We start from the raw sequence: 26,022 nt of genomic DNA, 5'->3' as shown, positions 1-26,022 counted from the left end.
ACTATGTACTGAAGAACTCATCATTGTTCTCTTCTATTTATCTACTGATTTTCGCAAGGATTCTATTAAGCGAAGGGGTTTTGTCCACTAGTAGGAAATGGCGAGGTTTGTCCACCAGTTGGAAATGGCGAGGTTTGTCCATCAGTAGGAAATGGCGAGGTTTGTCCACCAGTTGGAAATGGCGAGGTTTGTCCACCAGTTGGAAATGGCGAGGTTTGTCCACCACCCACTTCCTTGTCAAGCTTTGAGTTAACTAGCTTGTCAATAGTAGCCCTCAAAGTGAACCCGTCCGGTATTTCAGTTGTGCTAATACCATAGGTCTGGCTGCTACTACCAGTCAAAGGGTCGTAGCCACTACCTTGGTTTCCGCCGCCTGTGGATGAGCTACCACCAACTGTGGATGAGCTACCACCAACTGTAGATGGGCTACCACCAACTGTAGATGGGTTTACACCGCCTGCAAAGATATTCCAGAAGTTGTCGCCAGCGAAAGGATTACCACCATAGGCTAAATCAGGCTGACTGCCACCAGCAGCACCACCCCCAGCAGCAGCACCACCACCAAATGGGCTACCGCCACTTTCTCCATTACCAACACCACTAAATAGATTGGCGAGGTCTTTATCACTAAGAACTTCTGTCAAGCGACCAAAGGGTGATTGTCCGAGCGGATTGTTCCCACTAGTAGAGGAGTTACTGCTACTGCTATTACTCAAATCTTCTGCCATTAGGATTAATCCTCTTATTGTTTTGATGACAATTTTGCTAGTTCGCAACATAAAATAGACAAAAATTAAGTGCGCTTTATAACTTTATTGTTGTCTTTTTGTTAGCAGAACTAGTTGGTAGCTATTAGATTATTTAGTTATCTTTGGTTACGTGTAGATAATCTATTTTTAATCACTGCTACTTACAATTACAATGTATAGGATTTGATTTTGAAGTACAATGAAAAATATTTTGATAAATATATCAAAATTGTAGATATTTTTAGACATTGATTTCAAAAATAAAGTGATATCTTTGTCTAATAAAATTAAATTTAGATTAAAGATTATATTGCAATGAACAATCTTTTGATAAATTTGCCAAATTTTGAGATATTTAATTAATTTGCGTTTAACCGGGGTTCTATTACTTTTATCCGACGTAATACCGCAAAACTGATAACAATAAATAGCACGTTTCCTAGCACTCCGCCATACGTTGCATCGTATTAGCACCGTTACGAAGTGCAGCGAAAAAAGGTTCAGGTGCAGGGATTACTTCAGATAAATCAGCAAATTCAATCCCGGAATTGTACGCGAAAGTGTCCACAAAACCAGCGTAATGTAAATTAAACCCAAACTCCATTGATACCAAGCAAGTGCAGAGATAATACCGGGTAAATGTTCGTCTCGCAGGCGAATGTCGTTAAATCCTAATTTAACTAGGTTGTTGAGGCTAAAATCATAGTAGTTAAGCCAGTTCCAACGGCGATCGCACAACAAGGGCATATATCGTTCACGAAACGTCTGATTCCTTGGTATCACTGGCAAACGTCCAATCAATAATCGTAACTGGCGAAATGTGCCGTCTTCTGTAAAGTAAGAAACGTTCATTAAGTCATGATAACGACCTTGTTGGTAAAGTCGGATTAATAAAGCCATTGGGACGGGGACAATAATTATCAAAAGACATCCCAATGTCAGCCAAGGTTGTTCAGCATTCCGAAAGATCGCTAGTAAGCTGAAGAATTCTAAAACACTAAAACTGACTAATATCGAAATGGTTTCGTAAGATGTGGGAATAATTGGTACGGGATGCAGCCGACGATAGCGATCTACTAGCCAAAATAGTAAACCGAAATAAGCGATCGCTAATCCTCCCACACCAAAAACTAACCAAAAATTTGTCCCATAGCCACTCAACAATAACAATACACTCAACGCCAACCAACTCCAAGCTTGCAGCAACCACCCAACTATAGAAAGGGTTTCGCCAACAATTAAGCGATCGCTTAGTTGGGTATATTTTTCTAAATCGATGTCTGCTATGGTGAGTAACTCACTACTGTTACGAAAGGATTTTACCAAACGACGCTGGGCGATCGCTTGGGCTTGAGTTGCAGAAAAACCCAGGCTAATCAAACTTGCAACAGTTGCACTATTAATATTTGTAGCCGTCAAACGATGCCCAAACTCGATTAATCGCAGTCGTTGTTTTGTATATTCCAGTTCATTAGCATCCGCAACTTGCTGTTGCTGACGGAAATTTTGCCCCAAATTCCGCAAGACGTTTTGATTACCTTGCAATGTTGGGATGCAGAACATCTGACCAATCTGACCGGGATTACCTAAAATTTTCGCTTGGTTGGAGTTAAAAGTTAAGCCAGGTACGCTTAAACAAGCCTCTTTAGCAAACCTGGCATCACTAAAATCTGCTTGGTTAAGAATATTCGCACCTTGCAAATTTACTAATTGGTTAAACTCCGCTTCTCGGAAGCTTACACCTTGCTCAAAAGTCGCTTCTGTTAAAAGGAGAAACTGATTAAAACCTGCTTTAGTAAACTGGGCTTGATTGGCAAAATCCACTTCCGAAAAATCAGCATTTCCTTGCCATTGGACACTACTGAATTTAGCCAACTGTTTAAAAGTTGCTTGGTTAAAGTTGGCAGTTGTCTCAAAGATACTACCTTGAAAATCAGCCAGTTCCCGAAATTTAATTTTTTTAAAGTTAGCTTTTTCAAAAAATATACTGCCCTGAAAATTGCTTGGTTGCTGGAAGTTAGCACTGGTGAAACTAACGGGACGAGCAAATCTGGTTTCAGTCCAGTTAGTGGGTTGGAGAAAAGTTGCACCTTGGGCATCAACAGATTGAAGAAAAAATGTATTGGAGAACTTCACTTCGCCGTTGAAACGAGTTTGCACCAGTGTTAAGACACCACGAAAGACGGCGATTTCACTGGCTGGGGTTGACTCTGTTCCCAGAAGCGATCGACAATCTTTGGAGTTGGGTAAAGCGATTGCGAGTGACTCTAGACAAACGAAGCGCAAACGTTCTAGTTTTTCTTGTTCGGTAGCGGTGAAAATAGGTGCGATCGCTTTTGCATACAGTAGTGTTCTTAAACCCAAATCGCTACCGACAAAATCCCCCAGAATTAAAGCATAGCTGAGGTCTAAACCTAGAGGTTTTGTTCCAAGTTCTTTTCGCAGCAGTTGGTAAAAAGCATCACGAAAGCTGGCGTTTTCTGGGCGTAAATCGATCGCCATTTTTTGCAAATCTACGGTCAAATTTCCTTCGCGGAGTATTGGTGTGCGTAGTCGTTCTTGTAATAATTCTAGGGTTAAGGGTGTGCGTTCTGGTTGTGTTTGTGCTGCCGAAGCTGGTAGGGGGAGGAGGAGAAGTAAAACGCAAAGGAACGCTAAGGGAAGCGCAGAGGTACGCAGAGAAACTCCTTTGTGTACCTTTGCGTTTAACCTCTGCGTGCCTACCCTGCGGGAAGGCGTTCGCGTAGCGTCTCGTAGAGAAGCGCCTATGCGTTTAAAAAATAAATTATGCAAATTGTTCGATCATTCGTCACTAATCAGCAGAACAATTTTACCTGCCACAGACCCGCTTTCAATTAATTGGTGGGCTTTAGCTGCTTCTTTTAAGGGAAATTTGTGACTCACATGGATTTTTAATTTGCCTTCATCGAACCAGGTGGCACATTGTTCGAGAATTTCTGCATGATGGTGGAGACTATCTTGCAATCCTAGCAAGGCTGGTGTCAGCATTAATTCTAAACCAATGCGGAGGTTGCGAGTTCTAGCAGTTTTCCAAACAGTATTGGCATCTGGTTCGAGAATGGTAACAATATCGCCATAGACTCGCACTGCGGGGAAGGTTTTGTGAAAGGTTTCGCCGCCTACGGTATCAAAAGCTAAGTCTACGCCTTCGCCGCCAGTCCAATCTAATACCGCTTGCACAAAGTCTGTTTGTTTGTAAAAAATTACATTATCGGCACCGAGTTTTTTGACGAAATTAGCTTTTTCCTCAGAACCCACTGTGGTGGAAACAGTAGCACCTTTGAGTTTCGCCAATTGAATTGCTACATGACCGACACCACCAGCACCCGCATGAATCAAAACCCGATCTCCAGGTTCTAATCGTCCCCGTTCATATAACGCTTCCCAGGCGGTGATTAATACTAAAGGCGCTGCTGCTGCTTCGGCAAAGGAGATGGAAGCGGGTTTACGTGCCACAAACCGTTCATCCACAACGGTATATTCAGCGTAATTTCCTTGGTGTGCGCCCAAGCCACCATAGCAAAAATATACTTCATCACCTGCGCGAAAACGCTGAACACCAGCACCCACTGCTTCAACAATACCTGCACCATCACATCCTAAAATTGTCGGCGTGCGATCGGGGTAGAAACTGCCTCGACTCCGAAGTTTAGTGTCAATGGGGTTAATGCCAGCCGCCACCAAACGCACTAAAAGTTCAGTATTCCTGACAGGAACAGCAGGGTTTGGCACATCCTGTACTTGCAGAACTTCGGGACTGCCAGCTGCTGTCATCAAGACTGCTTTCACAATTCTTTCCTCCTGGCTTTAGATGCACGTTCTTATGCAACTTTAGCGTAAGAGGGTAGATACAGAGCTATGTTTGAGGGAAAACTGCGATTTTTGGCGACAAGGCGCGATCGCCCTACATCTACATTCAACAAAAAACTGGCTACTGAAGTTTTGAAGATTATCGATTATTCCTTAATAACTGCTAGATTCAATATATATTCTCACGTAAGTAATATTTGTTTATTCTTCACTCATAATTGAGCCATTTTGTAAAGTCGCCAAACTCCTACTTCACGATGGTGACAGCCTGATGAACAGATCGGGTAAATTAAGATAAGTAAAGAAAACGCTTTGAACTAAATGGCAGCTCTAAGCTTACAAGAAATTTCTACTCAGTTAGAAAGTCCGAATTTACGCGATCGCATGGTAGCCCTTGCTAATCTGCGTCACGTTGCGGCTGAGGATGCAGTCCCTTTGATTAAAAAGGTACTAGACGACGAATCTTTGCAACTGCGATCAATGGCAATATTTGCTCTGGGAATCAAGCCAACGCCAGAATGTTATTCTATTTTGGTAAAAATTCTCGAAAATGACCCTGATTATGGTATACGTGCTGATGCCGCTGGTGCTTTAGGATATTTGGGTGATGCCAGAGCCTTTGAGGTGCTTTCACGAGCATTTTATGAAGATACTGATTGGCTAGTACGTTTTAGTGCAGCTGTTTCTCTAGGTAATATTAAAGACCCCCGCGCCCGTCAAATTCTTCTTCAGGCATTGGATAGCAAAGAAGTAGTGTTACAACAAGCTGCAATCTCTGCACTGGGAGAAATTCAAGATATCGAGTCTGTAGATAAGATCCTACGCTTTGCCGAATCAGATGATTGGTTAGTCAGGCAGCGTTTGGCAGAAGCCTTGGGAAATCTTCCCACTCCCAAGAGTGTCTCAGCTTTAAAATACCTGGAAAAAGACAATCATTTCAACGTTGCTGAGGCAGCCAGAATTGGCCTCAAGAAGCTTGAGGAAATAGGCAATCAAGCTTAATATTAAAGCCTCCTGTTACCTTTTAATAATAATTAAGTGGGAATTTTAGCATTTTGATGCAGGGTAATTTCATTCATGAATATTGAAGAGTTTTTTCAGTTAAGTACTGGTAAATGGTTTTCTCATCGTACTAGTCAACATTTGGCTTTTAACCAATCGGAACATAGCAAGTCAGATATTATCATTGAGGCGCTGGCAGTCGATCATCCAGAAGCAGTCAAGCTGTGTCAAAGTTACAACATTAATCCTAGTTCTGCTTCCTGTGCTACCAAAATTACCTGGAACGGCACAATGGATAAGGATCAAGCAAAACATAGTGGTTCAACTGTGTTAGTTTCGGTACCTGATGCGGATAATCCGGCCCAAGGCAGGTTACTCCGAGAAATAGTTGATGCCAATAAAACTCCAGTTGCCGGACGCTATAAATTTGACAGTGATGGTGCTTTGATCCTAACTACAGAGGATGAAACCATCTTCTCAGAGGAACGGCTGTGGTTTGCTAGCCCCAATTTGCGAATGCGGGTAAATGTCCTCAAGAGTTTTGGTGGATTTAGTATCACTTCCTTCACTTCTGAGATTCGTATGGGTGGCTTTCCCCCAGCCGAGAAGGCTTCTGAGGTGGCTAATTCAGTATCTAGTTAAATTCGATCGCAAAATAATTCCCCCCGTTTCTGGCTACGGTGTACACACGAGTCAAATTACCCCCCTTAATCCCCCCTTATAAAGGGGGGAAAAAAGAAATCCAGTTCCCTCCCCAATGCATCGGGGAGGGTTAGGGTGGGGTAAAACCCTAGTTAATCAGCTATTTCAGACTTGTGTGTACACTGTAGCCGTTTCTGGGGGGGAATTAAGTAGAGATGGGTTAGGGTTAGGGAAAGTTTTTGTTAAGCCTGTAATACCTTAAACCACTTATTCAAAACTGTGCTGATGGTTTTCTTAATCTGATGGTTACGACTCCACTTTTGGAATGCCATTTCATACTCTTCACCTTTAATTTGAAAGGTATTCCAGACATCAAGCGCTACAGGCAATCCGCAGAATAGTAAAATGTACAGCGACCAAGAAATTCCGCCACCTGTGATTAAATCAAGCAGTATAAAAAAGCCATTGACAATTGCATATTTGCTTAGGCGTTTCTGAAATCTTCTGATGCGGTAGGCGTCAAAAGCTTTTCGTTGTTGGAGTTGCCCCTGTTGTGCTACCCAATCGCGTTCTGCTAATTTTAAAGACTCAGGTGAAATTTCTAACTCAGCAGCAATTTCTAATATATGCTCATAAGAAAATTCTGTGTCTTTATCATCTGCTTGACGAGCGATCGCTAAGTGCAGAATTTGTTGGACATCTTCTTGGCTATACGAGCGGATGCTTTGAGGTTCAAACGCCGTCATAATTCTTTCTCTTATATTACTTTTAATAGAAATTTGCTGCCCGATAGATTTTAAGCAGCTACGCCAGTACTATTTCCATTATTCTTAGATTAACAAATCTAGATGCTGTCCGGCATCGAAATGTATGGGATTTTTAACTTTGGGTATAGGGTAAAGAAGGCAGAGGGGCAGAGGGGCAGAGGGGCAGACGGGAAAAATTTACTGCAACTTCTCCCTTGCTCCCCTGCTCCCTTGCTCCCCACCAATATAAAGACTCTCCAAACATCCAAGATATTATCAAATGCAGCAGAGCATAATTAATAACGAAATAACAAGCATTAACAAGGATGTAAATCAATGGTTGAAGAAAATGGATCGATTCGTACCCTATCGGTTGATATTGGCGGTAGTGGCGTTAAGGCTATGGTTTTGGATATTACGGGGCATCCTGTAACCGAAAGAGCGCGTTTAGATACACCGCAACCTGCAACACCGGAGGTAGTAATTAATGCAATTGTAGTTTTAGCTGCCGCTCAAGGTGAATTTCATCGCGTTTCGGTCGGTTTTCCTGGTGTGGTGAGGTGTGGAGTCACGGAAACAGCGGTAAACTTACATCCAGATTGGATCGGATTTGATTTGGAAACAGCATTATTAAAACACTTAAACAAGCCTGTACGGGTGATTAATGATGCAGATATGCAGGGATTTGGTGCGATCGCAGGTAAGGGTGTCGAATTGGTGATTACTCTGGGTACGGGGTTTGGTTCGGCTTTATTTGTGGATGGTAAGCTGGTACCAAATATGGAAATGGGGCATCATCCGTTTCGCAAAGGAGAGACTTTTGAGCAGCAATTGGGGCGTGCAGAGTTAGAAAAAATTGGTGAGAAAAGATGGAATAGGCGTTTAGAAAAAGCGATCGCATCTTTGCAACATCTGTTTAATTATGACTACCTTTACATTGGCGGTGGTGAAGCTGTGAGAGTGAATTTCCAGCTACCGTTAAATGTCAAACTCATCCCCAATATCACTGGTTTATTAGGCGGTATTGCTTTGTGGCGAGATGAAAAAAGGTAAAAAGTTTTTCAATATCCACAACTGAGAGTACTAAGCAATATCTAAGGGCGGCCTACGCCTACACACTTTTTGAGTAAGGTGCATTCTTTCTCAAAGTTTCAAAATGATATAAAAATTAACACAGATTAGACAAGAGAATTGCACAAACATTATGTTCAGTGCCCCTGTGTAATTTTGTCATGTAGTATCTAAACTTTAACTCAAATTCCATACCGTGCAACAAGGTTGTGCGGTTTCATTCTTTTGATGTGAAAGTGTGCGCTTTTCGAGAATAGCTTGAAAGAACGACATAAGTTGTGATTGATAAAAAGTTTATAACTCCCTGTAAAATAGAAAAAAGCATTTGAAATTAAGAGCTTTTAATCAATAGTTAAAAAACTGCCTTGATGAATCCAGTAGTATTTTTACTGGCAGTATAAACATGATAAAAGCAACATCAGTATCCCAAGCACGAGCTAAATATAACTAGGTAAATTTGTTTGATGGCATTCCCGCGATCGTATAGTATGTTATTGTCTAAACCATTGATTTAGATAGTATGTCTGATAACTTGATGGCTTGATTAATGATATTAATCTGATTAAATGGAATCGGGGGTGAGCAAATATGAACATAAAAATATTACCTGGAAAAATTAGTACATGACTTTTTTATTTAGCAGTATGTACTATCCCGGACAGCAACTGTTGGTTAAAAGAAATATTGGTTGAAGTAAAATAAACGAAAATGAATGAAATTGGCCTGATGATGACGGGCGTGTTAACAATAAGACAAGCATCTGGGACTAATTTGTCACAGCAGCAATTATTTCAGATGGAAAATTACGTAAACCAGTCAAAACAGAGTCAGTTAGAGATAGCTGCTAAAGTTACGCCACCTGAATTTATGCAGACAGATGAGATTTCCCAAGCTTCTCTCTCAGCGCTGAAATTAGAAAAAGAACACATACTTCAGAAAATTAGCAAAAAGAATCTGGGACTAGTTTCTTCTAACTTAGGTAAGCCTAAGAAGTCTTTTCAGTCTGAAGGTAAAGTCCGTACAAAGGCTACAGGAAGGTTCCAGAAGTTTAGTAGCCAACCTCTACCGACTCTTTATTTTGGTAGTTCTGGTATTGCTGTCAGAGCCTTACAACAGTTATTAGTGACTAACGGTTATGCTGTGAGAGTAGATGGGATTTTTGGCGCACTAACAGAGACTGCTGTCAAAGCCTTTCAAAACCAGCAAAATTTAGGTGTAGATGGAGTAGTTGGTCAACGAACTTGGAGTGCGTTGACAATTTAGTTATTTGTTTATTGTCCTTAGTCATTTGTCTTTAGTCTTTAGCTAATGACAAATGACAAATGACAAATGACAAATGACAAACTAACGGTGTTTATGCTGCTCTAATAGCTGTTGCGCTCTTGGCTTGTAAATTAAATAGAACAAAGCCTCGATATAGCGCAATAAATCTTCCCGATTTTCCTTTGAGGTAAAGTTCCAGAAGCCATAAATTCGCGCTAATGATAATAGCTTGCTAGTGTGAATTTTCCAAGTATATGTGCTGTAAACTCGGTCAATTCCTCGCTGGGCAATTTCATTCCAATAGTTAGGATTTTGCTCGCATTTAGTGATGAATTCCAAAATTTTTGTGGCTGTTTCCTCTAAATTTGTTGGGTTAATCAAAAAGCCATTCACCTTATCTTGAATAATCTCTAATGGTCCACCAAACTGGGTGGCGAAAGTCGGTAGTCCTGAAACCATCGCCTCTAAAATTGTCAAACCAAAAGCTTCAAATAAAGCTGGTTGTACAAAAATTCCCTGATGATCGGCAATGACTCGGTAAATTTCACCAGAATCAGTTTTAGTAAGGCGCACACCCAGCCAACGAATCTTCCCGTGGAGATTGTACTGATCAATTATTTGGTAGAGTTTGATAATTTCGTCGCGTTCTTCGTTGTCGCCTGATTCTTCGACGCGTAATTTTCCCGCTACCAAAATTAAGTTGCAATGCTCTTGTAATTCTTTACTTTGACCATAACATTCAGCTAAACCTGTGAGGTTTTTGATGTGATCGAGACGCGCCATTGAGAAGAGAGGGCGCTTGTTAGGATCGTCGAGTTTGCCAAAGATTTGTGTGGGATCTTCTAGAGTAAAGAGGGTTTCTGCAAGGCGTTGGCGATCGCTCTCTACTCGATCTTTATTTCGGGTGTAGGGGAAGTAATTATTTTCGTTTACTCCCGGCGGTACAACATTAAATTTGGGACTAAATAATTCAATGCCATTAGTAACATGATACAACTCCGGCATGGTAAAGCACTTATAAGATTCGTACTGTCCCACACTATCTGGTGTCCCGACAATTTCTTGGTAGGTGCTGCTAATCACAAAATTGGCAGCATTCATGGCAATCAAATCAGCAGTGAATTGCAAAGAAAAATGATATTTATCCTCCAATTCTTGCCAGTAAAGGTTACTGAACAAGTATTTAGATTTTTCTAAAGCATGGGCAACGTTGCATTGAGTAACTTTCAAACGCCGCGCCAGCAAGAATGCTATTAAGTTCCCATCAGTATAGTTTCCAACTATTAAGTCAGGTGTGCCGTGAAATTCTGCCCGTAGTTCTCTTTCGGAATCAATGGCGAAAGTTTCTAGATAAGGCCAAAACTCAAACCGAGAAATCCAGTTTTGAGTCATGTTAGGGTTAAATTCCCGTAAAGGCACTCGCAAAATCCAGGCATTTTCGGTACCGTGGACTTTTTCTAGCCGTTGATTACAAAGGGTACCATCACTATTGGGAATCAAGCGGGTGAGAATAATTACCTTTGGCTCGACATTCAATTTCTCTAAACCCGCAAGCAGGACATCTTCTTGTAGCTGCTTTTCTAGGCTCTTTGCCTGGTCGAGAACGTAAACTACTTGACCCCCAGTATCGGGACGCCCTAAAACTCCCTCTTGCCCAAACCAACCGTGGGCTGACACCAAGACGATTCTAAAAATCATCGGGATGCGAGAAATGAATGCTTCTAGGGTTTGAGGATCGGCAGAATCAATCAATTCATCAAGAATATTTAGGGTTTCCTGCACTCGCGCTGCGGTGTTACCCCAACCCGGCTCAAAACCCATTGACTGCAATTGGAAGCGGAATTGTTCGTAGGGTTCATCTGCGGGGCGATTATTAACAAAACTGATAGCTTTCTTAACTTGCTCAGAAAGTTGCTGCTGTGATTGAATGCGATCGTTAAGTAGCAGTTGCACACCGTTGTAGTGGTGCAGCCGCAAGAAATTCAATAAGCTGTCCAGCAATTGTTTGGAATCTTGAAAGATTTGGCTGGATAGATAGCGGTTGAGAAATTGTACCCCTTTACCAATATTTTTGGGGTCGCGGATGACTGGAGTGTAGTCATAAAACGGACCGAAGTCCAATTCTAGCAGGTCGCCCTCGTTGGGATGATATTTGTTCACCAAGCGATCGCGCAGATCCAACAAATCTTGCACCGTCATCGGCTCAATGCTTAAGTCTGATGTCAACCAATAAACTTCTTGGCTGGCAATCTTAGAACGGATGATGAAACAGAAGTTTGAGTCCTCCTGAATTATTTCCTGAGTATAGTAAATGAGTTTGCCTAACTCCGAGGAAGTGTAAAAGCCTTCAGGTTTCTGGGATTTGGAGCAATACTCACTATATACATTGAGTATGTCGTTCCGTAGCAAGTACTTCTTTTCTTGTTGGCGTAATTCACTAATAAAGGAACGTAAATCACTTTTTTCTTCACTATCTAAGACTGCTTGAAGCAATTCAGACATAGCAACTCCACTAAATGACGATGTTTGCATTGTTAACTTTCTAGGCGAGACAAATAAGCCCCACCTTTTGTTAGACATATATAAACACGAAACAACACAGATAAATTATATTTACCTGTGTACCTACAAGTATCAACTTTTCAGCAGGCACTTAAATCATGTTCTACTTTACTTAAAGTATCTATGACTCAGTATTTTTGGATCTCACTAAAGGAATACAATTTTTATTTCTTTTGATAGATGTTAGTAAATAACTGCATAATAAGATTTGGGGCACAAATTATCACGCCCTCAATTGCTTCATGCGATCTTTACTATATCATTTATTTGCGTATATATATTGAATATTGATTATCAGCACATACAGCATAATTCAGAATTCATTAATCAGAATAGGCTGCGCTAACAGAAGTACAAGAGGCTTTGATATTTAGCTTGTATAGTTCACTAACTTGAAATATGCTGTATGTAAGGTAAATAATTTCAAAAATCAAATATAATTCCTATATTGTGTTAATTTGGGAAATAAATAATAGTCTTGCCATAATCTCTTTTTAAATACTTGAAATAAAAGCTAATAGTTTTGCTGAAGTTTAACTATTTAGTTCAACTTAAATGAATTAAAATCAATTTTTGTTTAAAAACAGACTAATATTGATTTGCCATAGTTATAATTTAGGCAAAAGTTGTTTAAATTTGGTCAATTTATATGGCTACCAATACAGAGAAGTTAACAGCTTCTGACCACAGTATAGGCAACATTCTGATTATGTCTTTACTTGCCTTCTGTGGGCTGACTTTGATCATTCTTCTAGGCATTTTTTAACAGTTAAATGTGCGTTCAAAAACTTCTGACACTCAAATTCCCGACTTCTCCAAGAAATCGGGAATCTTAATATCAGTAGCTCATGCTCCAGAGAAGTATGAACATCTGCTTAGTCTGATAGCGTAGTAACAGGTACTCTATCCTTAGCCAGTCTCGTAGAGAAGTAGCTAAAAAGTAGATTTGCTTATATACATCAAATTTTGGATAAGATAAAGTAATGAATCATTATAGATTTGTAACCCTTCCAAGTCTATGAACTCGTAGACAACAGATCATTGCTAAAGTAATGGTTATGAATGTTCACAACCACAACCGATCTTTATATAGGAATATATACATAAATATGAGATTATATAGGGCGAACGATGGGAATCGAACCCACGAATGGTGGTACCACAAACCACTGCCTTAACCACTTGGCTACGCTCGCCATTCAACAATTTGAATTATAGCAATAATTTGGCAATCGATCAAGAGTTTTTGTTCAAGGAACGGACTTAGTTGATTTAGAGTCTCTGGAATCTAACGATTACAATGAATTTTACTTGGCAAATATGAAACCATTGACCATCATCGCGTATACTGGAGCAGCAGTAGGCCTCGCCGCCTTGGGTGTGACAATGGCGAAAACCAATCCCGGTCAAGTTGAATATGAAGAATATGCAGTTCAACGCCTGACAAAATACTTAAAAACCGATGTATGTAAAAAAACTACGAATATTATAGAAAATTTAATCCGTTTTAATTGTGATAAGTTGGTTGACTCAGCTAACCCGCAAATCCAAGAAATTATTGCCAGAACTACAGAAAGGCAAGATTTCCTTATTTTTAGTGTTTACCGTACAGATTTAAAAATAAATTCTTGGATACCTTCATATAAATTTGAAACAGTAGGAGCTTTTGATCAATTTTATACTTACACTGCCGAAGAACAATAAGGTAAGCAACAGGGGAAGAATATACAGCAGAATTCAGGAGTCAGAATCGGCTGCGCTAACAGAAGAAAAACAAGCTTTATACCTAGTTTTGGAACGATTAGTTGTGTCCTTTACAACTTCAAATGCGCTGTAAAAGTGATTAAGAATACTTCTGTTTAGTAATTGATAATAGTTTCAATAATTACCAGATTACTTATGAACCCCGGCTTAATCTTAAGTAAGATATAGTAACTGATACTTCAAGCTTTGCCGATGTCATCTGCCTATCTGCTATTATCTCATGGAAGTCGCGATCGCCGCCCAGAAATTGCTATGCAGCAACTAGCTAGTCTGATATGTCAGAAATTGTCAAGCGAACATTTGGTTGGCATCGCTGCTTTAGAAATGAGTCCTCAACCTTTACACGAGCAGATTCAACAATTTGCTAAAAACGCTTTTGGCGATTGCCCACAGTCTCAAAATGAGAATCGCCTCAAAATTGTACCGCTATTTCTGCTGCCGGGAGTGCATGTGATGACAGACATTCCTGCCGAAGTAGCACTCGCACAACAGGCTACTGGTCAAGATACAATCGTTGAGTTGCAACCATATTTAGGTTCTCATCCTAATGTAGAGAAATTGTTGGCAAAGCAAATAGCTGCTATCAAAGCAGAAGCATGGATTCTCTTAGCTCATGGTAGCCGTCGCCCAGGTTCGCAAAAAACTGTGGAAGCAATGGCGGCGAGTTTGGGAGCCGTGACTGCTTATTGGGCTGGACCTCCTAGTTTAGAATCACGGGTGAAAGAGTTGGTAACTGCTGGTTATCGGGAAATAGCAATCTTGCCATACTTTTTATTCGCTGGTGGAATAACCGATGCGATCGCCACCTCAATAGAGGATCTAAAATTACAATTTTCTGCGGTGAATTTCCAATTGGCGGAGCCACTGGGAGCAAGTGCAGAATTAGCCGAGCTAATTTGGGATTTAACACAGAGATGAACCGCACAGAAAAACAGGAGAACAAGTATTTGGGAAAGGTTTATTTAGTAGGTGCGGGGCCAGGAGATCCAGGATTAATTACCTTGAAGGCGAAAGGTTTGTTGGAATGTGCAGATGTAGTCATCTATGATGCCTTGGTGAGTCTGGCAATTCTGGCAATGATTAATCCTCAAGCCGAGCAAATTAATGCTGGTAAACGTGCGGGGAGACATTCGTTATTGCAGTCAGAAACAACTCAATTGCTGATTGATAAAGCGCAAGATCATGCAATTGTAGTGCGGCTCAAGGGTGGCGATCCGTTTATTTTTGGTCGCGGTGGCGAAGAGATGGAAGAATTAGTCAAAGTTGGAATATCAACGGAAGTAGTGCCAGGTATCACTTCGGGAATTGCAGCGGCAGCATACTCAGGTATTCCTTTGACGCATCGGCTCTATAGTTCATCAGTGACATTTGTAACTGGTCATGAAGCGGTGGGTAAGTATAGACCGGAAGTGAATTGGAGTGCGATCGCTCACGGTTCCGAAACCATTGTAATTTATATGGGAATTCACAATCTGCCTTATATTGTGGAAGAATTAAGTACTGCTGGGTTGAATTTAGAAACGCCGATTGCTTTAGTGCGCTGGGGTACGCGACCAGAACAAGAAGAATTGATAGGGACATTGGAAACAATTGTCGAGCAAGTAGAGGAAACTGGATTTAGTGCGCCTGCGATCGCAGTTATTGGGCAAGTCGTGAAGATGCACAGTATTTTGTCTGGCTGTCGTCCAGTTTGATAGTTGGCGCAAAGCTTGTTGTTTCGTATTCTCCGATAACCCTAGTGTATGATCGATAAGGTTATTCGGTTCTGGTGGGAGTCAGCTACCAGAGGTAACGGGGAAAGTTCGGTGCAAATCCGGCGCTGTCCCGCAACTGTGAACCAATGTGAGATTCAGGAAATAAATCGAAAATCTCAAATTGAGTGAGTCAGGATGCCCGCCGAAATAGATTTATTAGTTTCACATATCTGCGAGGTACAGATGACTACCACTGTAAATATTTCCCCAACCAGTCCAATGGATGTTGCTGAACATACTTTATTTGTTTGCAAAACCTGTGCCAGTGTTTGGCAAAATGGAAAACGCTTAGGTGAAAGTGGTGGTGAAAAACTTTTACACCAACTTCAGCAGCTGGCACAAGATTGGGAGTTACGAGATCGATTCCCGATTCAGGAAGTTGAATGCATGAGTGCTTGTAATCGTTCTTGTGTAGTCGCCTTTGCTGCTAAAGGCAAATTAACATATTTATTTGGTGATTTAGCCGTTGATGGTAGTGCCTCTGCGGTACTGGAATGTGCTAGTCAATACTATGCTAAAGCAGATGGTTTACTGCCTTGGTCAGAGCGTCCAGAAGCAATGAAGAAGGGCATTCTGGCAAAAATTCCACCGTTATCTATCTAAATAATGCGCGTTTTGATTTTGGGTGGGACGGGTGATGCAGCAGAACTAGCTGCCAAAGTGACGACTATCCAAGGGTTAGAAGTAATCACCTCTCTAGCTGGACGCACCCGCGAACCGTCAGTACCACTGGGCGATTTGCGGGTTGGAGGCTTCGGCGGTGCGGCTGGATTGGCTAACTATCTGCGAGTCATGCAAATCGACTTGTTAATTGATGCAACCCATCCTTTTGCGACTCAAATTTCCTTCAATGCAGCAGATGCGGCAACGGAAGTTGGAGTCCCCCGTCTGATGTTAATCCGTCCGCCTTGGGAAAAAGAAAGTGGCGATCGCTGGATTGAAGTTGACAGCGTTGCAGCCGCAGCAAAAACCCTGCAAAATCAGGCACAGCGGGTATTTTTGACAGTTGGTAGGCAAGAACTCGCCGCCTTTGCTCGCCTAGAGAAAATTTGGTTTTTGATGCGGATGATTGACCCTCCTGGCGATGATGCTTTAGTACCGCAGGGGATGGTATTGTGCGATCGCGGGCCTTTTACCCTCAATAATGAGAGACAAATTCTGATTGAGAATAATATTGATACCATCGTCAGTAAAAATAGCGGTGGCGATGCCACAAAGCCCAAGATTATTGCCGCGCGAGAACTAGGCGTGAAAGTTGTGATGGTAAATCGTCCAGCCATACCGCCAGGAGAGCAGGTTAGCAATGTTGATGCTGTTTTGGTATGGCTATGCGTAGGCGTAGCCCGCCGTAGGCATCGCTGCTAAATAATATAGGCAAGATTGATAATACGATCTTTCCTAATTTCCGTATAATACACGGGAACGATCGCAGTAACGACTTCCATGAAAAATCTAGTTTTATCTGCAATAGCCCTCGCCACCACATCTGGATTAGTTTTCGGGACAATGCCAGCCGCTTCTGCTTTAAGTTGGAGTTGGAATTATTCTGGTACTGGCGTAGCCGCAAATGGTACTTTCACCACTAATGACACCCCAAACGATTTGGGTTTTTACTTAATTACTGGAATTACTGGTAAGCGAAATGGTGAAACAATTACTGGTTTGCAATCCGCCGGGACTCCAATACCAGGAAACGAACCTTTTAATGTTGATAATTTAATTAGTCTTAATACTCAGCAGTTAACAGGTGATGGTTTTGGGTATTCCACTTCGGGAGGAAACTATTCTAGTCCATTTTTCGCGAGTTTTTTGCCGACACCAAGTTATTTAGAGGTTTTTACTGCGCCGCCAATCACACCAGGTTTTGAAAATTTGGGATTGGAAGATAGTGAGTTACCCATTAGTTTTTCTGCAACCATAATTACTGTCTCTGAACCTACTTCTATCCTTAGCCTACTCATTCTTGGTACTCTTGTTGGCGCACCTTCATTACTCAAACGCCACAATCTATCCAAATTGACTCAGAAGAAGCTCGAAAAAGTTTCCTAAAACCATCAATAACAATTCAAAATTGTACCCTTGCAGGAAAGCAAGCTACGCGTAGCGTCTTGTAAAAAAGAGAGTTTCAGATGGGAATTTAAAGCCCGATTGTAGCTTGCCTTTTGTAAAGTAACTTTAGCTAAGTACAGTTTTGCGGAAAAGCGTAGCGTTTTTAATGCAAGCCAATGCATTCACAATGCAAGCCGATGCATTCACAATGCAAGCCGACGTATTAACAATACAAGCCGATGCATTGGCATTGTAGGGTATTGCCAAATTTAATTCGCTATGAATTTATAAAATGCTGTAAGTAGGTGGATCTAAATAAATATAAGATAGTTCGTCATTGCGAACCAAGTGAAGCAATCGCAAAGACTGAGATTGCCACGTTTCACTTCGTTCCGCTCGCAATGACATCTTATATTTAATTGCGTCTGCTTACTTACTAAATGTTGACGTTCGGTCTTAAACCCTTAAATTTATGAGAAAACTTGCGATCTCTCTAGAGGCTCTCTGAGACACACAGATTAAAGTAATATAGCAACGGTGGTATCATTGCATCAAAATGATCCCGTAATTTTGTCTAGATATATAATTCTATCGCCCTGCGGACGGTAGATTATTTCTAAAAGGAGTTTGCTGCAATGTCCACAAAACCAACTACTCGACTAATTTTAGAGACTTTACTCCCCCATCTCAAAGTAGCAGCAGCCTATGCCAATGTTCTTCAACCAAAAATTGCTGCACTTCCCGCCAAAGAACAAGGAAACAACTTTTTTAGTGCTGCACTTACTGATGCAGATGTGGCTATTCAAAATCTGGTAGAAGTAGTATTATTAGGAACTTTCCCAGATATTCGCTTTTATGGTGAAGAATATGAAAGTTCTAATAACACCAAGTATTTTCGTGCTACCGAACTCGGTTCAGAAGGTGATTATTTAGTCACACTTGACCCGATTGATGGCACGAAGTTTTATATGGATGGACATTCTAATTACCAAATTATTCTCAGTATTCTAAATGCGGATGAGTTTGAAGCAGTAATTGCCATTTCTCCTGCCCAAAACATTTATTTTTACGCTCTTAGAGGTGAAGGTGCTTTTAAAGGCACGTTGGACATGAACTTAGAAGCCTGTGCCCCGTTAGATATAACATCCGCCAAACCTTCTATTTTATTGGGATGGGGAATGAATTCCATCGCACATTTATTAAAAGATCGATATAAAGTAATCGATATAGCAACTGATTACTCTAGTGATATTCAAATTCCCAATCTCAATGGTATTCTCAGTGGCGACTTGAGTGGAGCAGTCATTAAATCGGGCAAATTTCTTGATAGTGCTGCACTCGCTTTTATTGCAAAAGAGGCTGGCTGGATTGTAACTACTCTGGACGGTTCCACTTTACCGCCACTGCATACTTGTCAAAACTATAGTTTGCCTGGATTGATCGTAGCTGCTTCAAAATCTGTTCATCAAGACTTGTTAGAAGCGATGCAAAGCTTTAGGAGTGCTGAGTGCTGAGTATTGTGAATCTTCCCACTCTAAACTGCTACGGTAGGCAAACCGTGGATTTACCCCCCTTAATCCCCCGATGCATTGGGGGGAAATATCCGGTTCCCGGTTCTCCCCCTTGCCAAGGAGGAGTTAGAGGGGGTGAGAAGGACTTGTGTATACACCGTAGCTCTAAGCTGGAGAATTCACTACTGGATACCGTTTTCCACAAATCATATTTTTTGGCTAAATGAAAATCTGTATTGTTGGCGCGGGTGCGATTGGTGGATATTTAGGGGCGAAATTGGCACTGGCAGGTGAAGCAGTGACACTAATCGCGCGTGGTTCTCATTTGGAGGCAATTCAAAAAAAGGGGCTGAAGTTACTCATGGCAGACGGTTCCAGCCAAATTGCTACTCCGGCTTTGGCAACTAGCGATATTCAAGAAGCGGGGCCACAGGATGTAGTAATTTTAACTGTGAAGGCTCACAGTGTGCCCGCGATCGCACCTCTTCTCCCTGCACTCTACAATCCTCACACAATGGTAATGACAGCCCAAAATGGCGTTCCTTGGTGGTACTTTCGTCAACATGGCGGTGAGTATGAAGGTACACGGATTCAATCTGTTGACCCAGATGGGATTATTGAAGCTAGTATCGGTGCTGAACGTGCTATTGGTTGTGTGGTTTACCCGGCAACAGAGATAATTGAACCAGGTGTAATTAAACATATTGAAGGCGATCGCTTTACTCTTGGTGAAATCGATGGTAGTAAAAGCGATCGCATCCAATTATTGGCACAGACTTTAAAACAGGCAGGATTTAAAGCACCAATCCGCAATCAAATTCGCACGGAAATTTGGATCAAGTTGTGGGGGAATGTAGCGTTTAATCCCATCAGTGCCTTAACTGGTGCGACTCTAGAGGATATTTGCCGTTATCCCCTCACCCGTGAACTAGCGCGACAAATGATGACAGAAACTCAAGCGATCGCAGAAAATTTAGGTATCAAGTTTGGCATCACTTTAGAACAGCGAATTAATGGCGCAGAAAATGTCGGTGCCCATAAAACCTCAATGCTACAAGATATTGAAGCCGGACGCCCCACCGAGATAGACGCCATTGTTGGCGCGGTGGCAGAATTGGGACAACTTACTCAAATTCCTACGCCTTATATTGATGCTATTTATGCCAGCGTTAAGTTGCTGGAGGCGACTAAAGTAAGAATTTGACGAACCACAGAGACGCAGAGAACACAGAGTGAGGAGGAATAGAGAGGATTTTTGCGTCAGTTGTGGGATATTTCTTTATTTGGAATTCTCTTAAGGTGCGGAATGTAAATTATAGAATTATCAAGTCTATGAAGAAAAAAAAAGCATGGCAATTAACAATACTGGTTATAGCAGTAATAGGAATCAGCATCATTACAGGACATAATAATCCTCTAAAAGCTGCTTCACCTTTAGGGAAAGACACGCTGACGATGATTACTTCCCCAGATTATCCTCCTTATGAGTTTTATGATACGAAAGGAGGCGATCGCCAAATTGTTGGCTTTGATATAGATATTGCCAAAACCCTTGCTGAAAAACTAGGGTTTAAACTTCAAATAATGGAATCCGATTTTAATGGGTTAATTCCTGCACTCCAAGCAAATCGCGCTGACTTTGTAATGGCTGGGATGACTCCGACTCCAGAACGTCAGAAAAATATTGATTTTTCCATTATTTATTACGAAGCTAAAGATACAATTGTCGCTCCTAAAGGTAGCAACCTGAAACAACCCCAAGACTTATCAGGAAAAAAGCTTGGGGTACAACTAGGAACGATACAAGAACAAAATGCTCAGAAAATTGCTAAAAAAGTTGCAGGTATTCAGCTAAAGCAACTCAACAAAGTGCCGGAAGTAGTTCAAGAAATCAAATCTGGGCGAATTGATGCCGCAATTGTTGAGGATACCGTCGCTAAGGGATTTGCTCAAGCTAATCCAGATTTAGAATTTAATACTATTCCGTCAGAGGAAGCAAGTGGATCTGCGATCGCTTTTCCCAAAGGTTCTTCTTTTGTAGAACCGTTTAACAAAGTCCTTCAACAAATGAAGGACGATGGCACATTGGCTAAACTAGTAACCAAGTGGTTTTCACAGAATACTGCCGCCAATCCTGCATCCTCAACTCCTGCTAAAGGCGGATTGAATCTCGACTTCACCAGAATTCTTCCAGATATTCCTTTTATTCTGCGGGGAATCCCTTTAACTTTGTTGTTCACGCTATTATCTGTAACCTTGGGGTTAATTTGGGGAACAATTCTGTCTCTATTAAAAATTCTCGGCATCAAACCGCTTACCTGGGTTGCTAACGCCTACACCTCTGTTTTTCGAGGTACACCTTTGCTATTACAGTTGGCATTAGTTTACTACGCAACGCCACAGCTTACAGGCTATGACATTTCCGCATTGGAGGCTGGGGTGCTAACTTTTACCCTGAATTCTGGCGCTTATATGTCGGAAACCATCAGGGGTGGGATTCAGGCGGTGGATAAAGGGCAAAGTGAAGCGGCGATGTCTATGGGTGTTCCTTATTGGTTGATGATGTGGGATGTGATTTTGCCCCAAGCATTGAAGAATATTCTTCCAGCATTGGTAAATGAAACTATCGGATTGCTTAAAGATTCCGCGCTGGTGTCAACGATTGGGGTGGTGGAAATATTACGCAGTGCCCAAATTGTTGGTGCAAACAAATATATTTATTTTGAACCACTGCTATTTGCAGGGTTAATCTACTATGTTTTGGTAATGGGTATGACCTTGGGTGCATCCGCTTTAGAAAGGAGGTTACGGGAAAGTGAATAATGTAGTAATTCGCACGGAATTCTTATGTAAATCCTTTGGCAAACTTGACGTACTCAAAGATATTTCCACTGAGTTTTACCAAGGGGAAGTGGTTGCCATATTAGGGCCTTCTGGTTCAGGTAAGTCTACCTTTTTGCGATGCATAAACTTGCTAGAACAACCCACCAAAGGAAGAATCTATTTTCACGAGCAAGAAATTACCAATCCCAAGGCAAACATCGCTAAAGTACGGCAGCATTTGATGATGGTATTTCAACATTTTAATTTGTTTCCCCACATGAATGTGCTGCAAAATGTCACCTACGCACCCATCAAGGTGAAAGGAATAAACAAGCAAAAAGCAGAAGAACATGGCTTAGAATTGCTTGCTAAGGTAGGTTTAGAGTCAAAAGTGTCTGTTTACCCATCCAAATTATCTGGGGGACAGAAACAGCGAGTAGCGATCGCTCGGGCATTAGCAATGGAACCAGAGATGATTTTGTTTGATGAACCCACCTCTGCACTAGATCCCGAAATGGTCAAAGATGTGCTGGAAGTGATGAAAGCTTTAGCCCTATCCGGAATGACAATGGCGATCGTTACTCATGAAATGGGGTTTGCAAGAGTTGTTGCCAATCGGATTATGTTCCTCGACCAGGGTAGTTTAGCAGAAGATGCTACTCCTGGTGAGTTTTTCCAAAATCCTCAGTGCGATCGCGCCAAGCAGTTCTTAGAAAAAATGCTTTAGAACAATTGAATTTTGCCGCTTTTTTTGTATTCCTGAACTAGCCCTTTCAAGGTGACTCGTAAAATAAGATTGTTTTTTCTCAGTGCTCTCTGCGCCTCTGCGGTTTAAAAGTGATTTATTTAACCGCAGAGGCGCAGAGTAAAGAGCTTAAAGAGGAATTGTATTGACCAAAATTTTTATCCACCTTGAAAGGGCTAATTTTAAAAACCACATCTTTTTCGTAAAGGCACAATTTGGGATAATTTATTTTTTGGAGGCAATAACCTGAAATGGCAATGAATGCGTTCCTCTGAAACGGGATTATCCCTACTTTCTCAAACGAAAACGCACCGGCATTCTATCAGGCGGATAAATCAAAAGGTTCTGCTGTAAATGTTCCAGCGATGATCGACCGTTGACCAACTCCCAGTCAAAGTAGTAAAGCAGTAGTGCCAGCATCATCGTTCCTTCCAGCATTGACAAATGCTCTCCCAAGCAACGATGAGAACCTGAGCCAAAGTCTATCATTGGAACTACACTACTTTCCTTACCCTTCTCTAACCAACGCTCTGGCAGAAATTCATCGGGATGAGAATAGACTTCAGGATCTCGTCCAGCAGCAAGCATTGACCAAAATATTTTCGTGCCACGAGGAATAACCGTACCCTCAATAACAGTGTCACGTTGAGCCTCCAATGAAGTCGAGCCTGAAGCGACTGAATAAAGGCGCAAAGTTTCCTTGAAAATAGCGCGGATGTAATTCAATTCCTTAAGGCTTTCTCCATTAATACTGCCTTGACTTTCCCAAGCTTTGTCAACAACGGCCTGGGCCTGCTGAAAAACCCTTGGATTTAAGGCCAACTCTCCTATTGCAAAAGATAAAGTATGAGCCGTGGTATCAGTACCAGCGATTAAAAGTTCAATAACTTCTGCTACTAGTGTTTCCCGATTGTATTTTGGTTCTTTGGCAGCTATTTTCACTAACATTGATTCCTGGAACAAAGGACTTACTTGTGGTAAATCGGTCTGATTTGGTTCTCTCATCTGTAAAGCTAAGTCTACACGGGGAGTAATAAACTCCTCTAAATATCGCCTTGCTGCCCAATAATCTCGTGAGTTCTTAGTTGGCAAATATTTCATCCATATCTTCTCGCCAGTAGCTACCCGTAGGAACCGATAGCCAACAATAGACATCGCCTCGTACACCTTGAGGACATCAAGGGGTTGTCCTTCATGACTAGCAATGTTTCTATCCACAGGAATGCCCAGTACAAGAGAGGAAATTACCCTCATTGTTAGTTCTACAAACAGAGGATCTACCTGAACTTCTGGTGAGGCATTTGACTGAATTTTCTCAATTACTTGTTCGCAGGCTTGGCTAATAATTTCCACATATTTGGAGAGACCGCTAGAACTGAATTCAGGGTTCCAAGCCTTACGTCTATACTGCCACTCACTTCCATTTTGACCTAAAAGAATGGGCCCACTAATGTCGTTCCAAGCTTTGCTAGCTCGTTGTGACCTAATTAGGCTACCGTCTCTCATCCCATTGATAATAGTGTCTTCGATAACTTTTGGCTTACTCAAAACGAGAACTGGCTGGCCAGTCCAGTAAACATACATTGGTCCTAGCTGCTGGCTCCAATCAAACAATAATTGGAAGAATTTCTTCTCTTTGACTGCTGCTAATACTTGAGGAATATTTCCTAATAGCCAGTGTCTCTTAGGAGAAGGAAGGAACTGTAGAGATTTGTAAGTGTTTTTTTGTTTCCACCACCGCCAACCTAATATTCCTGCTGTGCTAGTAATGCCTAAAGCTGTAATTAAATATGGAAATGAGTCAGAAAAAGCAATTTGAGCAGCAATATCTTGGAACATAAATCTGCCTTTGCCTAACAAAAACTTAGATTATTCAGATACTACCCTATTGTTTCCAGATTGGTTTACCGAGATTCTCAGTTGAGTGGTTTCTAAAGAAAATCTAAAGTTAGCAAATAGCGATCGCCTGAAAACAGGATAATGCAGCTGAACAGGTTAATCCTTTAATCCTTCCCATTCAACCTAGAATTATGGCATCTACACCGAAAATCCTCGCCTTTGCTGGCAGCACCCGGATTGATTCTTACAACAAAAAATTGGTAAAAATCGCTGCGGCTGGCGCTAAGGCAGCAGGCGCAGAAGTAACTTATATAGACCTCCGCGATTTGCCTTTACCTCTGTATGATGAAGACTTGGAAGCTCAAGAAGGACTACCTGCCAACGCCCGTACTTTCAAGGATTTGCTGATTTCTCATCAAGGATTGCTGATTGCTTCGCCGGAATATAACAGTTCACTCACAGCAGTTTTGAAAAATGCCATTGACTGGGCATCCCGTCCATATCAAAATGAAGCACCGTTGGCTTTGACTGCTTTTGGAGGGAAGGTTGCTAGTATTATGAGCGCTTCCCCAGGCGCTCTTGGTGGTTTGCGGGGGTTAGTTCACCTGCGTTCTATTTTGGGAAACATCAAAGTTTTAGTACTTCCCGACCAGATAGCAGTATCCAAAGCTTATGAAGCCTTTAATGCTGATGGCACGTTAAAAGATCCGAAACAGCAACAATCTATTGAACGGTTAGGCGATGGCTTAACAAAGATATTGCTGAAGCTCAATTAAACTCTTCAGGTGTTCAGTAAATAACGAACACCTCTACAGCAGAATTCAGAATTCAGGAGTCAGAATTTAGAAGTAAAACAAGCTTTATACCTAATAGAGATTTTGATGAATTGCAATCTCTGATTCAAACCAGACGCGCCCATAGCTACCACCAAGAGGTTTCAATCCCTAATAGGGATTTTGATGAATTGCAATTGTCATGATACTATGTCCTGTGCTGCAAAGCCTGTTTCAATCCCTAATAGGGATTTTGATGAATTGCAATATTTTGCCTTGCGGTTTGCCCCTTGTATTTTTCGTTTCAATCCCTAATAGGGATTTTAATGAATTGCAATTTATAGTGTCAATTTGTCTAGGTACTGTTAGTGTTTCAATCCCTAATAGGGATTTTAATGAATTGCAATCTGTAGCTCAAGGTGAAGCCGCCGCCGCTCTTGCGTTTCAATCCCTAATAGGGATTTTAATGAATTGCAATATAGCATTAGCGAGCCAGGTATAACCCATCTTAAGTTTCAATCCCTAATAGGGATTTTAATGAATTGCAATTCCATCAGGAAAACACCTGCCAGCAGAAGAAGTAAAGTTTCAATCCCTAATAGGGATTTTAATGAATTGCAATAGACAGGCTAACGAGCTAATAGAGGCAGAGGGAATGTTTCAATCCCTAATAGGGATTTTAATGAATTGCAATTTTATCCACACTTTGAGAATCGCGGTAAGTCATCGAGTTTCAATCCCTAATAGGGATTTTAATGAATTGCAATTGCGGGAGGCTGAAAGTCAAGCTATATTTAGTTTTTAAGGTACGGTTGCGCGATTCAAGGGCAATCATAGCATTAGAGAATTCGTTTGGAAAGAGCGCCAGGAAAATTTAAAGCCTGAAATCGCATTTTGA

Annotated in this window: 21 protein-coding genes, 1 tRNA gene, 1 CRISPR repeat array and 1 riboswitch; of the genes, 15 read left to right on the top strand and 7 right to left on the bottom strand. The window is 41.4% G+C overall.

Going from position 1 to position 26,022, the window contains the following annotated elements; genetic code table 11:
- Nucleotides 1-65: 65 nt before the first annotated feature.
- From HWQ43_RS05745 to HWQ43_RS05735, 3 genes are all read right to left on the bottom strand, one after another.
- Nucleotides 66-728: a hypothetical protein gene (locus tag HWQ43_RS05745; protein WP_292731139.1), complete on the bottom strand. Its 663-nt coding sequence runs from the start codon at nt 726-728 to the stop codon at nt 66-68.
- A 534-nt stretch (nt 729-1,262) separates the two neighbouring features.
- A complete protein-coding gene (locus tag HWQ43_RS05740) occupies nt 1,263-3,251 on the bottom strand; it encodes a pentapeptide repeat-containing protein (protein ID WP_292731172.1) in 1,989 nt (662 codons plus the stop codon).
- Between the two features lie 300 nt (nt 3,252-3,551).
- Nucleotides 3,552-4,559 carry a zinc-dependent alcohol dehydrogenase family protein gene (locus HWQ43_RS05735; protein ID WP_292731137.1) on the bottom strand — a complete coding sequence of 336 codons (1,008 nt, stop codon included), beginning with the start codon at nt 4,557-4,559 and terminating at the stop codon, nt 3,552-3,554.
- A gap of 342 nt (nt 4,560-4,901) precedes the next feature.
- Between HWQ43_RS05735 and HWQ43_RS05730 the strand changes: the two genes are divergently transcribed.
- Together HWQ43_RS05730 and HWQ43_RS05725 are read left to right on the top strand one after the other, a co-directional pair.
- Nucleotides 4,902-5,582, top strand: a complete 681-nt coding sequence (locus HWQ43_RS05730; RefSeq protein WP_099104155.1) for a HEAT repeat domain-containing protein — start codon at nt 4,902-4,904, stop codon at nt 5,580-5,582.
- A gap of 75 nt (nt 5,583-5,657) precedes the next feature.
- Complete coding sequence (locus tag HWQ43_RS05725; protein WP_292731134.1) at nt 5,658-6,224, top strand: phycobiliprotein lyase; 567 nt, start codon at nt 5,658-5,660, stop codon at nt 6,222-6,224.
- A 242-nt stretch (nt 6,225-6,466) separates the two neighbouring features.
- Here the strand turns inward: HWQ43_RS05725 and HWQ43_RS05720 are convergent, their stop codons facing one another.
- Entirely contained in the window at nt 6,467-6,970 is a 504-nt protein-coding gene (locus tag HWQ43_RS05720; RefSeq protein ID WP_292731132.1) for a 2TM domain-containing protein, read from the bottom strand.
- 336 nt (nt 6,971-7,306) lie between these two features.
- Between HWQ43_RS05720 and HWQ43_RS05715 the strand changes: the two genes are divergently transcribed.
- The gene (locus HWQ43_RS05715) at nt 7,307-8,023 is read left to right on the top strand and encodes an ROK family protein (RefSeq protein ID WP_094347323.1); all 717 of its coding nucleotides are present in this window, start codon (nt 7,307-7,309) and stop codon (nt 8,021-8,023) included.
- A 726-nt stretch (nt 8,024-8,749) separates the two neighbouring features.
- On the top strand, nt 8,750-9,304 hold the full coding sequence (locus HWQ43_RS05710) for a peptidoglycan-binding domain-containing protein (protein ID WP_292731129.1): 555 nt from the start codon (nt 8,750-8,752) through the stop codon (nt 9,302-9,304).
- A gap of 81 nt (nt 9,305-9,385) precedes the next feature.
- On the opposite strand, the gene HWQ43_RS05705 is transcribed toward HWQ43_RS05710, so the two are convergent.
- Both HWQ43_RS05705 and HWQ43_RS05700 read right to left on the bottom strand, forming a co-directional pair.
- Nucleotides 9,386-11,806 carry a sucrose synthase gene (locus HWQ43_RS05705; protein WP_292731127.1) on the bottom strand — a complete coding sequence of 807 codons (2,421 nt, stop codon included), beginning with the start codon at nt 11,804-11,806 and terminating at the stop codon, nt 9,386-9,388.
- A gap of 1,183 nt (nt 11,807-12,989) precedes the next feature.
- Nucleotides 12,990-13,062, bottom strand: a tRNA-His gene (locus HWQ43_RS05700).
- A gap of 124 nt (nt 13,063-13,186) precedes the next feature.
- On the opposite strand from HWQ43_RS05700, the gene HWQ43_RS05695 reads away from it, so the two are divergent.
- From HWQ43_RS05695 to HWQ43_RS05650, 10 genes are all read left to right on the top strand, one after another.
- Nucleotides 13,187-13,570 carry a DUF4359 domain-containing protein gene (locus tag HWQ43_RS05695; protein ID WP_292731125.1) on the top strand — a complete coding sequence of 128 codons (384 nt, stop codon included), beginning with the start codon at nt 13,187-13,189 and terminating at the stop codon, nt 13,568-13,570.
- A gap of 252 nt (nt 13,571-13,822) precedes the next feature.
- Nucleotides 13,823-14,548: a sirohydrochlorin chelatase gene (locus HWQ43_RS05690; RefSeq protein WP_292731123.1), complete on the top strand. Its 726-nt coding sequence runs from the start codon at nt 13,823-13,825 to the stop codon at nt 14,546-14,548.
- Nucleotides 14,545-15,324 carry a uroporphyrinogen-III C-methyltransferase gene (cobA, locus tag HWQ43_RS05685; protein ID WP_292731121.1) on the top strand — a complete coding sequence of 260 codons (780 nt, stop codon included), beginning with the start codon at nt 14,545-14,547 and terminating at the stop codon, nt 15,322-15,324. The genes HWQ43_RS05690 and cobA overlap by 4 nt, the downstream gene beginning before the upstream one ends.
- A 49-nt stretch (nt 15,325-15,373) precedes the next feature.
- Nucleotides 15,374-15,546: riboswitch (cobalamin riboswitch) on the top strand.
- 21 nt (nt 15,547-15,567) lie between these two features.
- Nucleotides 15,568-15,987, top strand: coding sequence for a DUF1636 domain-containing protein (locus HWQ43_RS05680; RefSeq protein ID WP_292731170.1), 420 nt, complete (start codon nt 15,568-15,570; stop codon nt 15,985-15,987).
- Between the two features lie 3 nt (nt 15,988-15,990).
- Entirely contained in the window at nt 15,991-16,749 is a 759-nt protein-coding gene (locus HWQ43_RS05675) for a cobalt-precorrin-6A reductase (RefSeq protein WP_292731119.1), read from the top strand.
- A 78-nt stretch (nt 16,750-16,827) separates the two neighbouring features.
- A complete protein-coding gene (locus tag HWQ43_RS05670; RefSeq protein ID WP_292731117.1) occupies nt 16,828-17,433 on the top strand; it encodes a PEP-CTERM sorting domain-containing protein in 606 nt (201 codons plus the stop codon).
- 635 nt (nt 17,434-18,068) lie between these two features.
- Nucleotides 18,069-18,947: an inositol monophosphatase family protein gene (locus HWQ43_RS05665; RefSeq protein ID WP_292731115.1), complete on the top strand. Its 879-nt coding sequence runs from the start codon at nt 18,069-18,071 to the stop codon at nt 18,945-18,947.
- Nucleotides 18,948-19,167: 220 nt separating this feature from the next.
- Nucleotides 19,168-20,148, top strand: a complete 981-nt coding sequence (locus HWQ43_RS05660) for a 2-dehydropantoate 2-reductase (RefSeq protein WP_292731113.1) — start codon at nt 19,168-19,170, stop codon at nt 20,146-20,148.
- 128 nt (nt 20,149-20,276) lie between these two features.
- On the top strand, nt 20,277-21,767 hold the full coding sequence (locus HWQ43_RS05655; protein WP_292731111.1) for an ABC transporter permease subunit: 1,491 nt from the start codon (nt 20,277-20,279) through the stop codon (nt 21,765-21,767).
- Entirely contained in the window at nt 21,760-22,494 is a 735-nt protein-coding gene (locus HWQ43_RS05650) for an amino acid ABC transporter ATP-binding protein (protein WP_292731109.1), read from the top strand. Before HWQ43_RS05655 ends, HWQ43_RS05650 begins: the two co-directional genes overlap by 8 nt.
- Nucleotides 22,495-22,800: 306 nt before the next feature.
- Here HWQ43_RS05650 and HWQ43_RS05645 read toward each other — a convergent pair whose 3' ends face one another.
- Nucleotides 22,801-24,351: a cytochrome P450 gene (locus HWQ43_RS05645; protein WP_292731106.1), complete on the bottom strand. Its 1,551-nt coding sequence runs from the start codon at nt 24,349-24,351 to the stop codon at nt 22,801-22,803.
- Between the two features lie 191 nt (nt 24,352-24,542).
- Between HWQ43_RS05645 and HWQ43_RS05640 the strand changes: the two genes are divergently transcribed.
- Nucleotides 24,543-25,127, top strand: coding sequence for an NAD(P)H-dependent oxidoreductase (locus HWQ43_RS05640; protein ID WP_292731104.1), 585 nt, complete (start codon nt 24,543-24,545; stop codon nt 25,125-25,127).
- An 80-nt stretch (nt 25,128-25,207) separates the two neighbouring features.
- Nucleotides 25,208-25,891: a CRISPR direct-repeat array (repeat unit 37 nt; unit sequence GTTTCAATCCCTAATAGGGATTTTAATGAATTGCAAT).
- Between the last annotated feature and the right edge of the window lie 131 nt (nt 25,892-26,022).

This window comes from Nostoc sp. JL31 (assembly GCF_017114965.1).
In the GTDB taxonomy this organism is placed as follows: domain Bacteria; phylum Cyanobacteriota; class Cyanobacteriia; order Cyanobacteriales; family Nostocaceae; genus Nostoc; species Nostoc punctiforme_A.
The sequence above is the reverse complement of the archived record's forward strand: the minus strand, read 5'-3'. Positions and strand labels throughout refer to the sequence as shown.

Bases quoted from the DNA above. Each gene is read 5' to 3' on its own strand.
- HWQ43_RS05745 (WP_292731139.1), bottom strand. From the start codon at position 728: ATGGCAGAAGATTTGAGTAATAGCAGTAGCAGTAACTCCTCTACTAGT.
- HWQ43_RS05740 (WP_292731172.1), bottom strand. From the start codon at position 3,251: ATGGCGATCGATTTACGCCCAGAAAACGCCAGCTTTCGTGATGCTTTT.
- HWQ43_RS05730 (WP_099104155.1), top strand. From the start codon at position 4,902: ATGGCAGCTCTAAGCTTACAAGAAATTTCTACTCAGTTAGAAAGTCCG.
- HWQ43_RS05725 (WP_292731134.1), top strand. From the start codon at position 5,658: ATGAATATTGAAGAGTTTTTTCAGTTAAGTACTGGTAAATGGTTTTCT.
- HWQ43_RS05720 (WP_292731132.1), bottom strand. From the start codon at position 6,970: ATGACGGCGTTTGAACCTCAAAGCATCCGCTCGTATAGCCAAGAAGAT.
- HWQ43_RS05715 (WP_094347323.1), top strand. From the start codon at position 7,307: ATGGTTGAAGAAAATGGATCGATTCGTACCCTATCGGTTGATATTGGC.
- HWQ43_RS05710 (WP_292731129.1), top strand. From the start codon at position 8,750: ATGAATGAAATTGGCCTGATGATGACGGGCGTGTTAACAATAAGACAA.
- HWQ43_RS05705 (WP_292731127.1), bottom strand. From the start codon at position 11,806: ATGTCTGAATTGCTTCAAGCAGTCTTAGATAGTGAAGAAAAAAGTGAT.
- HWQ43_RS05695 (WP_292731125.1), top strand. From the start codon at position 13,187: ATGAAACCATTGACCATCATCGCGTATACTGGAGCAGCAGTAGGCCTC.
- HWQ43_RS05690 (WP_292731123.1), top strand. From the start codon at position 13,823: ATGTCATCTGCCTATCTGCTATTATCTCATGGAAGTCGCGATCGCCGC.
- cobA (WP_292731121.1), top strand. From the start codon at position 14,545: ATGAACCGCACAGAAAAACAGGAGAACAAGTATTTGGGAAAGGTTTAT.
- HWQ43_RS05680 (WP_292731170.1), top strand. From the start codon at position 15,568: ATGACTACCACTGTAAATATTTCCCCAACCAGTCCAATGGATGTTGCT.
- HWQ43_RS05675 (WP_292731119.1), top strand. From the start codon at position 15,991: ATGCGCGTTTTGATTTTGGGTGGGACGGGTGATGCAGCAGAACTAGCT.
- HWQ43_RS05670 (WP_292731117.1), top strand. From the start codon at position 16,828: ATGAAAAATCTAGTTTTATCTGCAATAGCCCTCGCCACCACATCTGGA.
- HWQ43_RS05665 (WP_292731115.1), top strand. From the start codon at position 18,069: ATGTCCACAAAACCAACTACTCGACTAATTTTAGAGACTTTACTCCCC.
- HWQ43_RS05660 (WP_292731113.1), top strand. From the start codon at position 19,168: ATGAAAATCTGTATTGTTGGCGCGGGTGCGATTGGTGGATATTTAGGG.
- HWQ43_RS05655 (WP_292731111.1), top strand. From the start codon at position 20,277: ATGAAGAAAAAAAAAGCATGGCAATTAACAATACTGGTTATAGCAGTA.
- HWQ43_RS05645 (WP_292731106.1), bottom strand. From the start codon at position 24,351: ATGTTCCAAGATATTGCTGCTCAAATTGCTTTTTCTGACTCATTTCCA.
- HWQ43_RS05640 (WP_292731104.1), top strand. From the start codon at position 24,543: ATGGCATCTACACCGAAAATCCTCGCCTTTGCTGGCAGCACCCGGATT.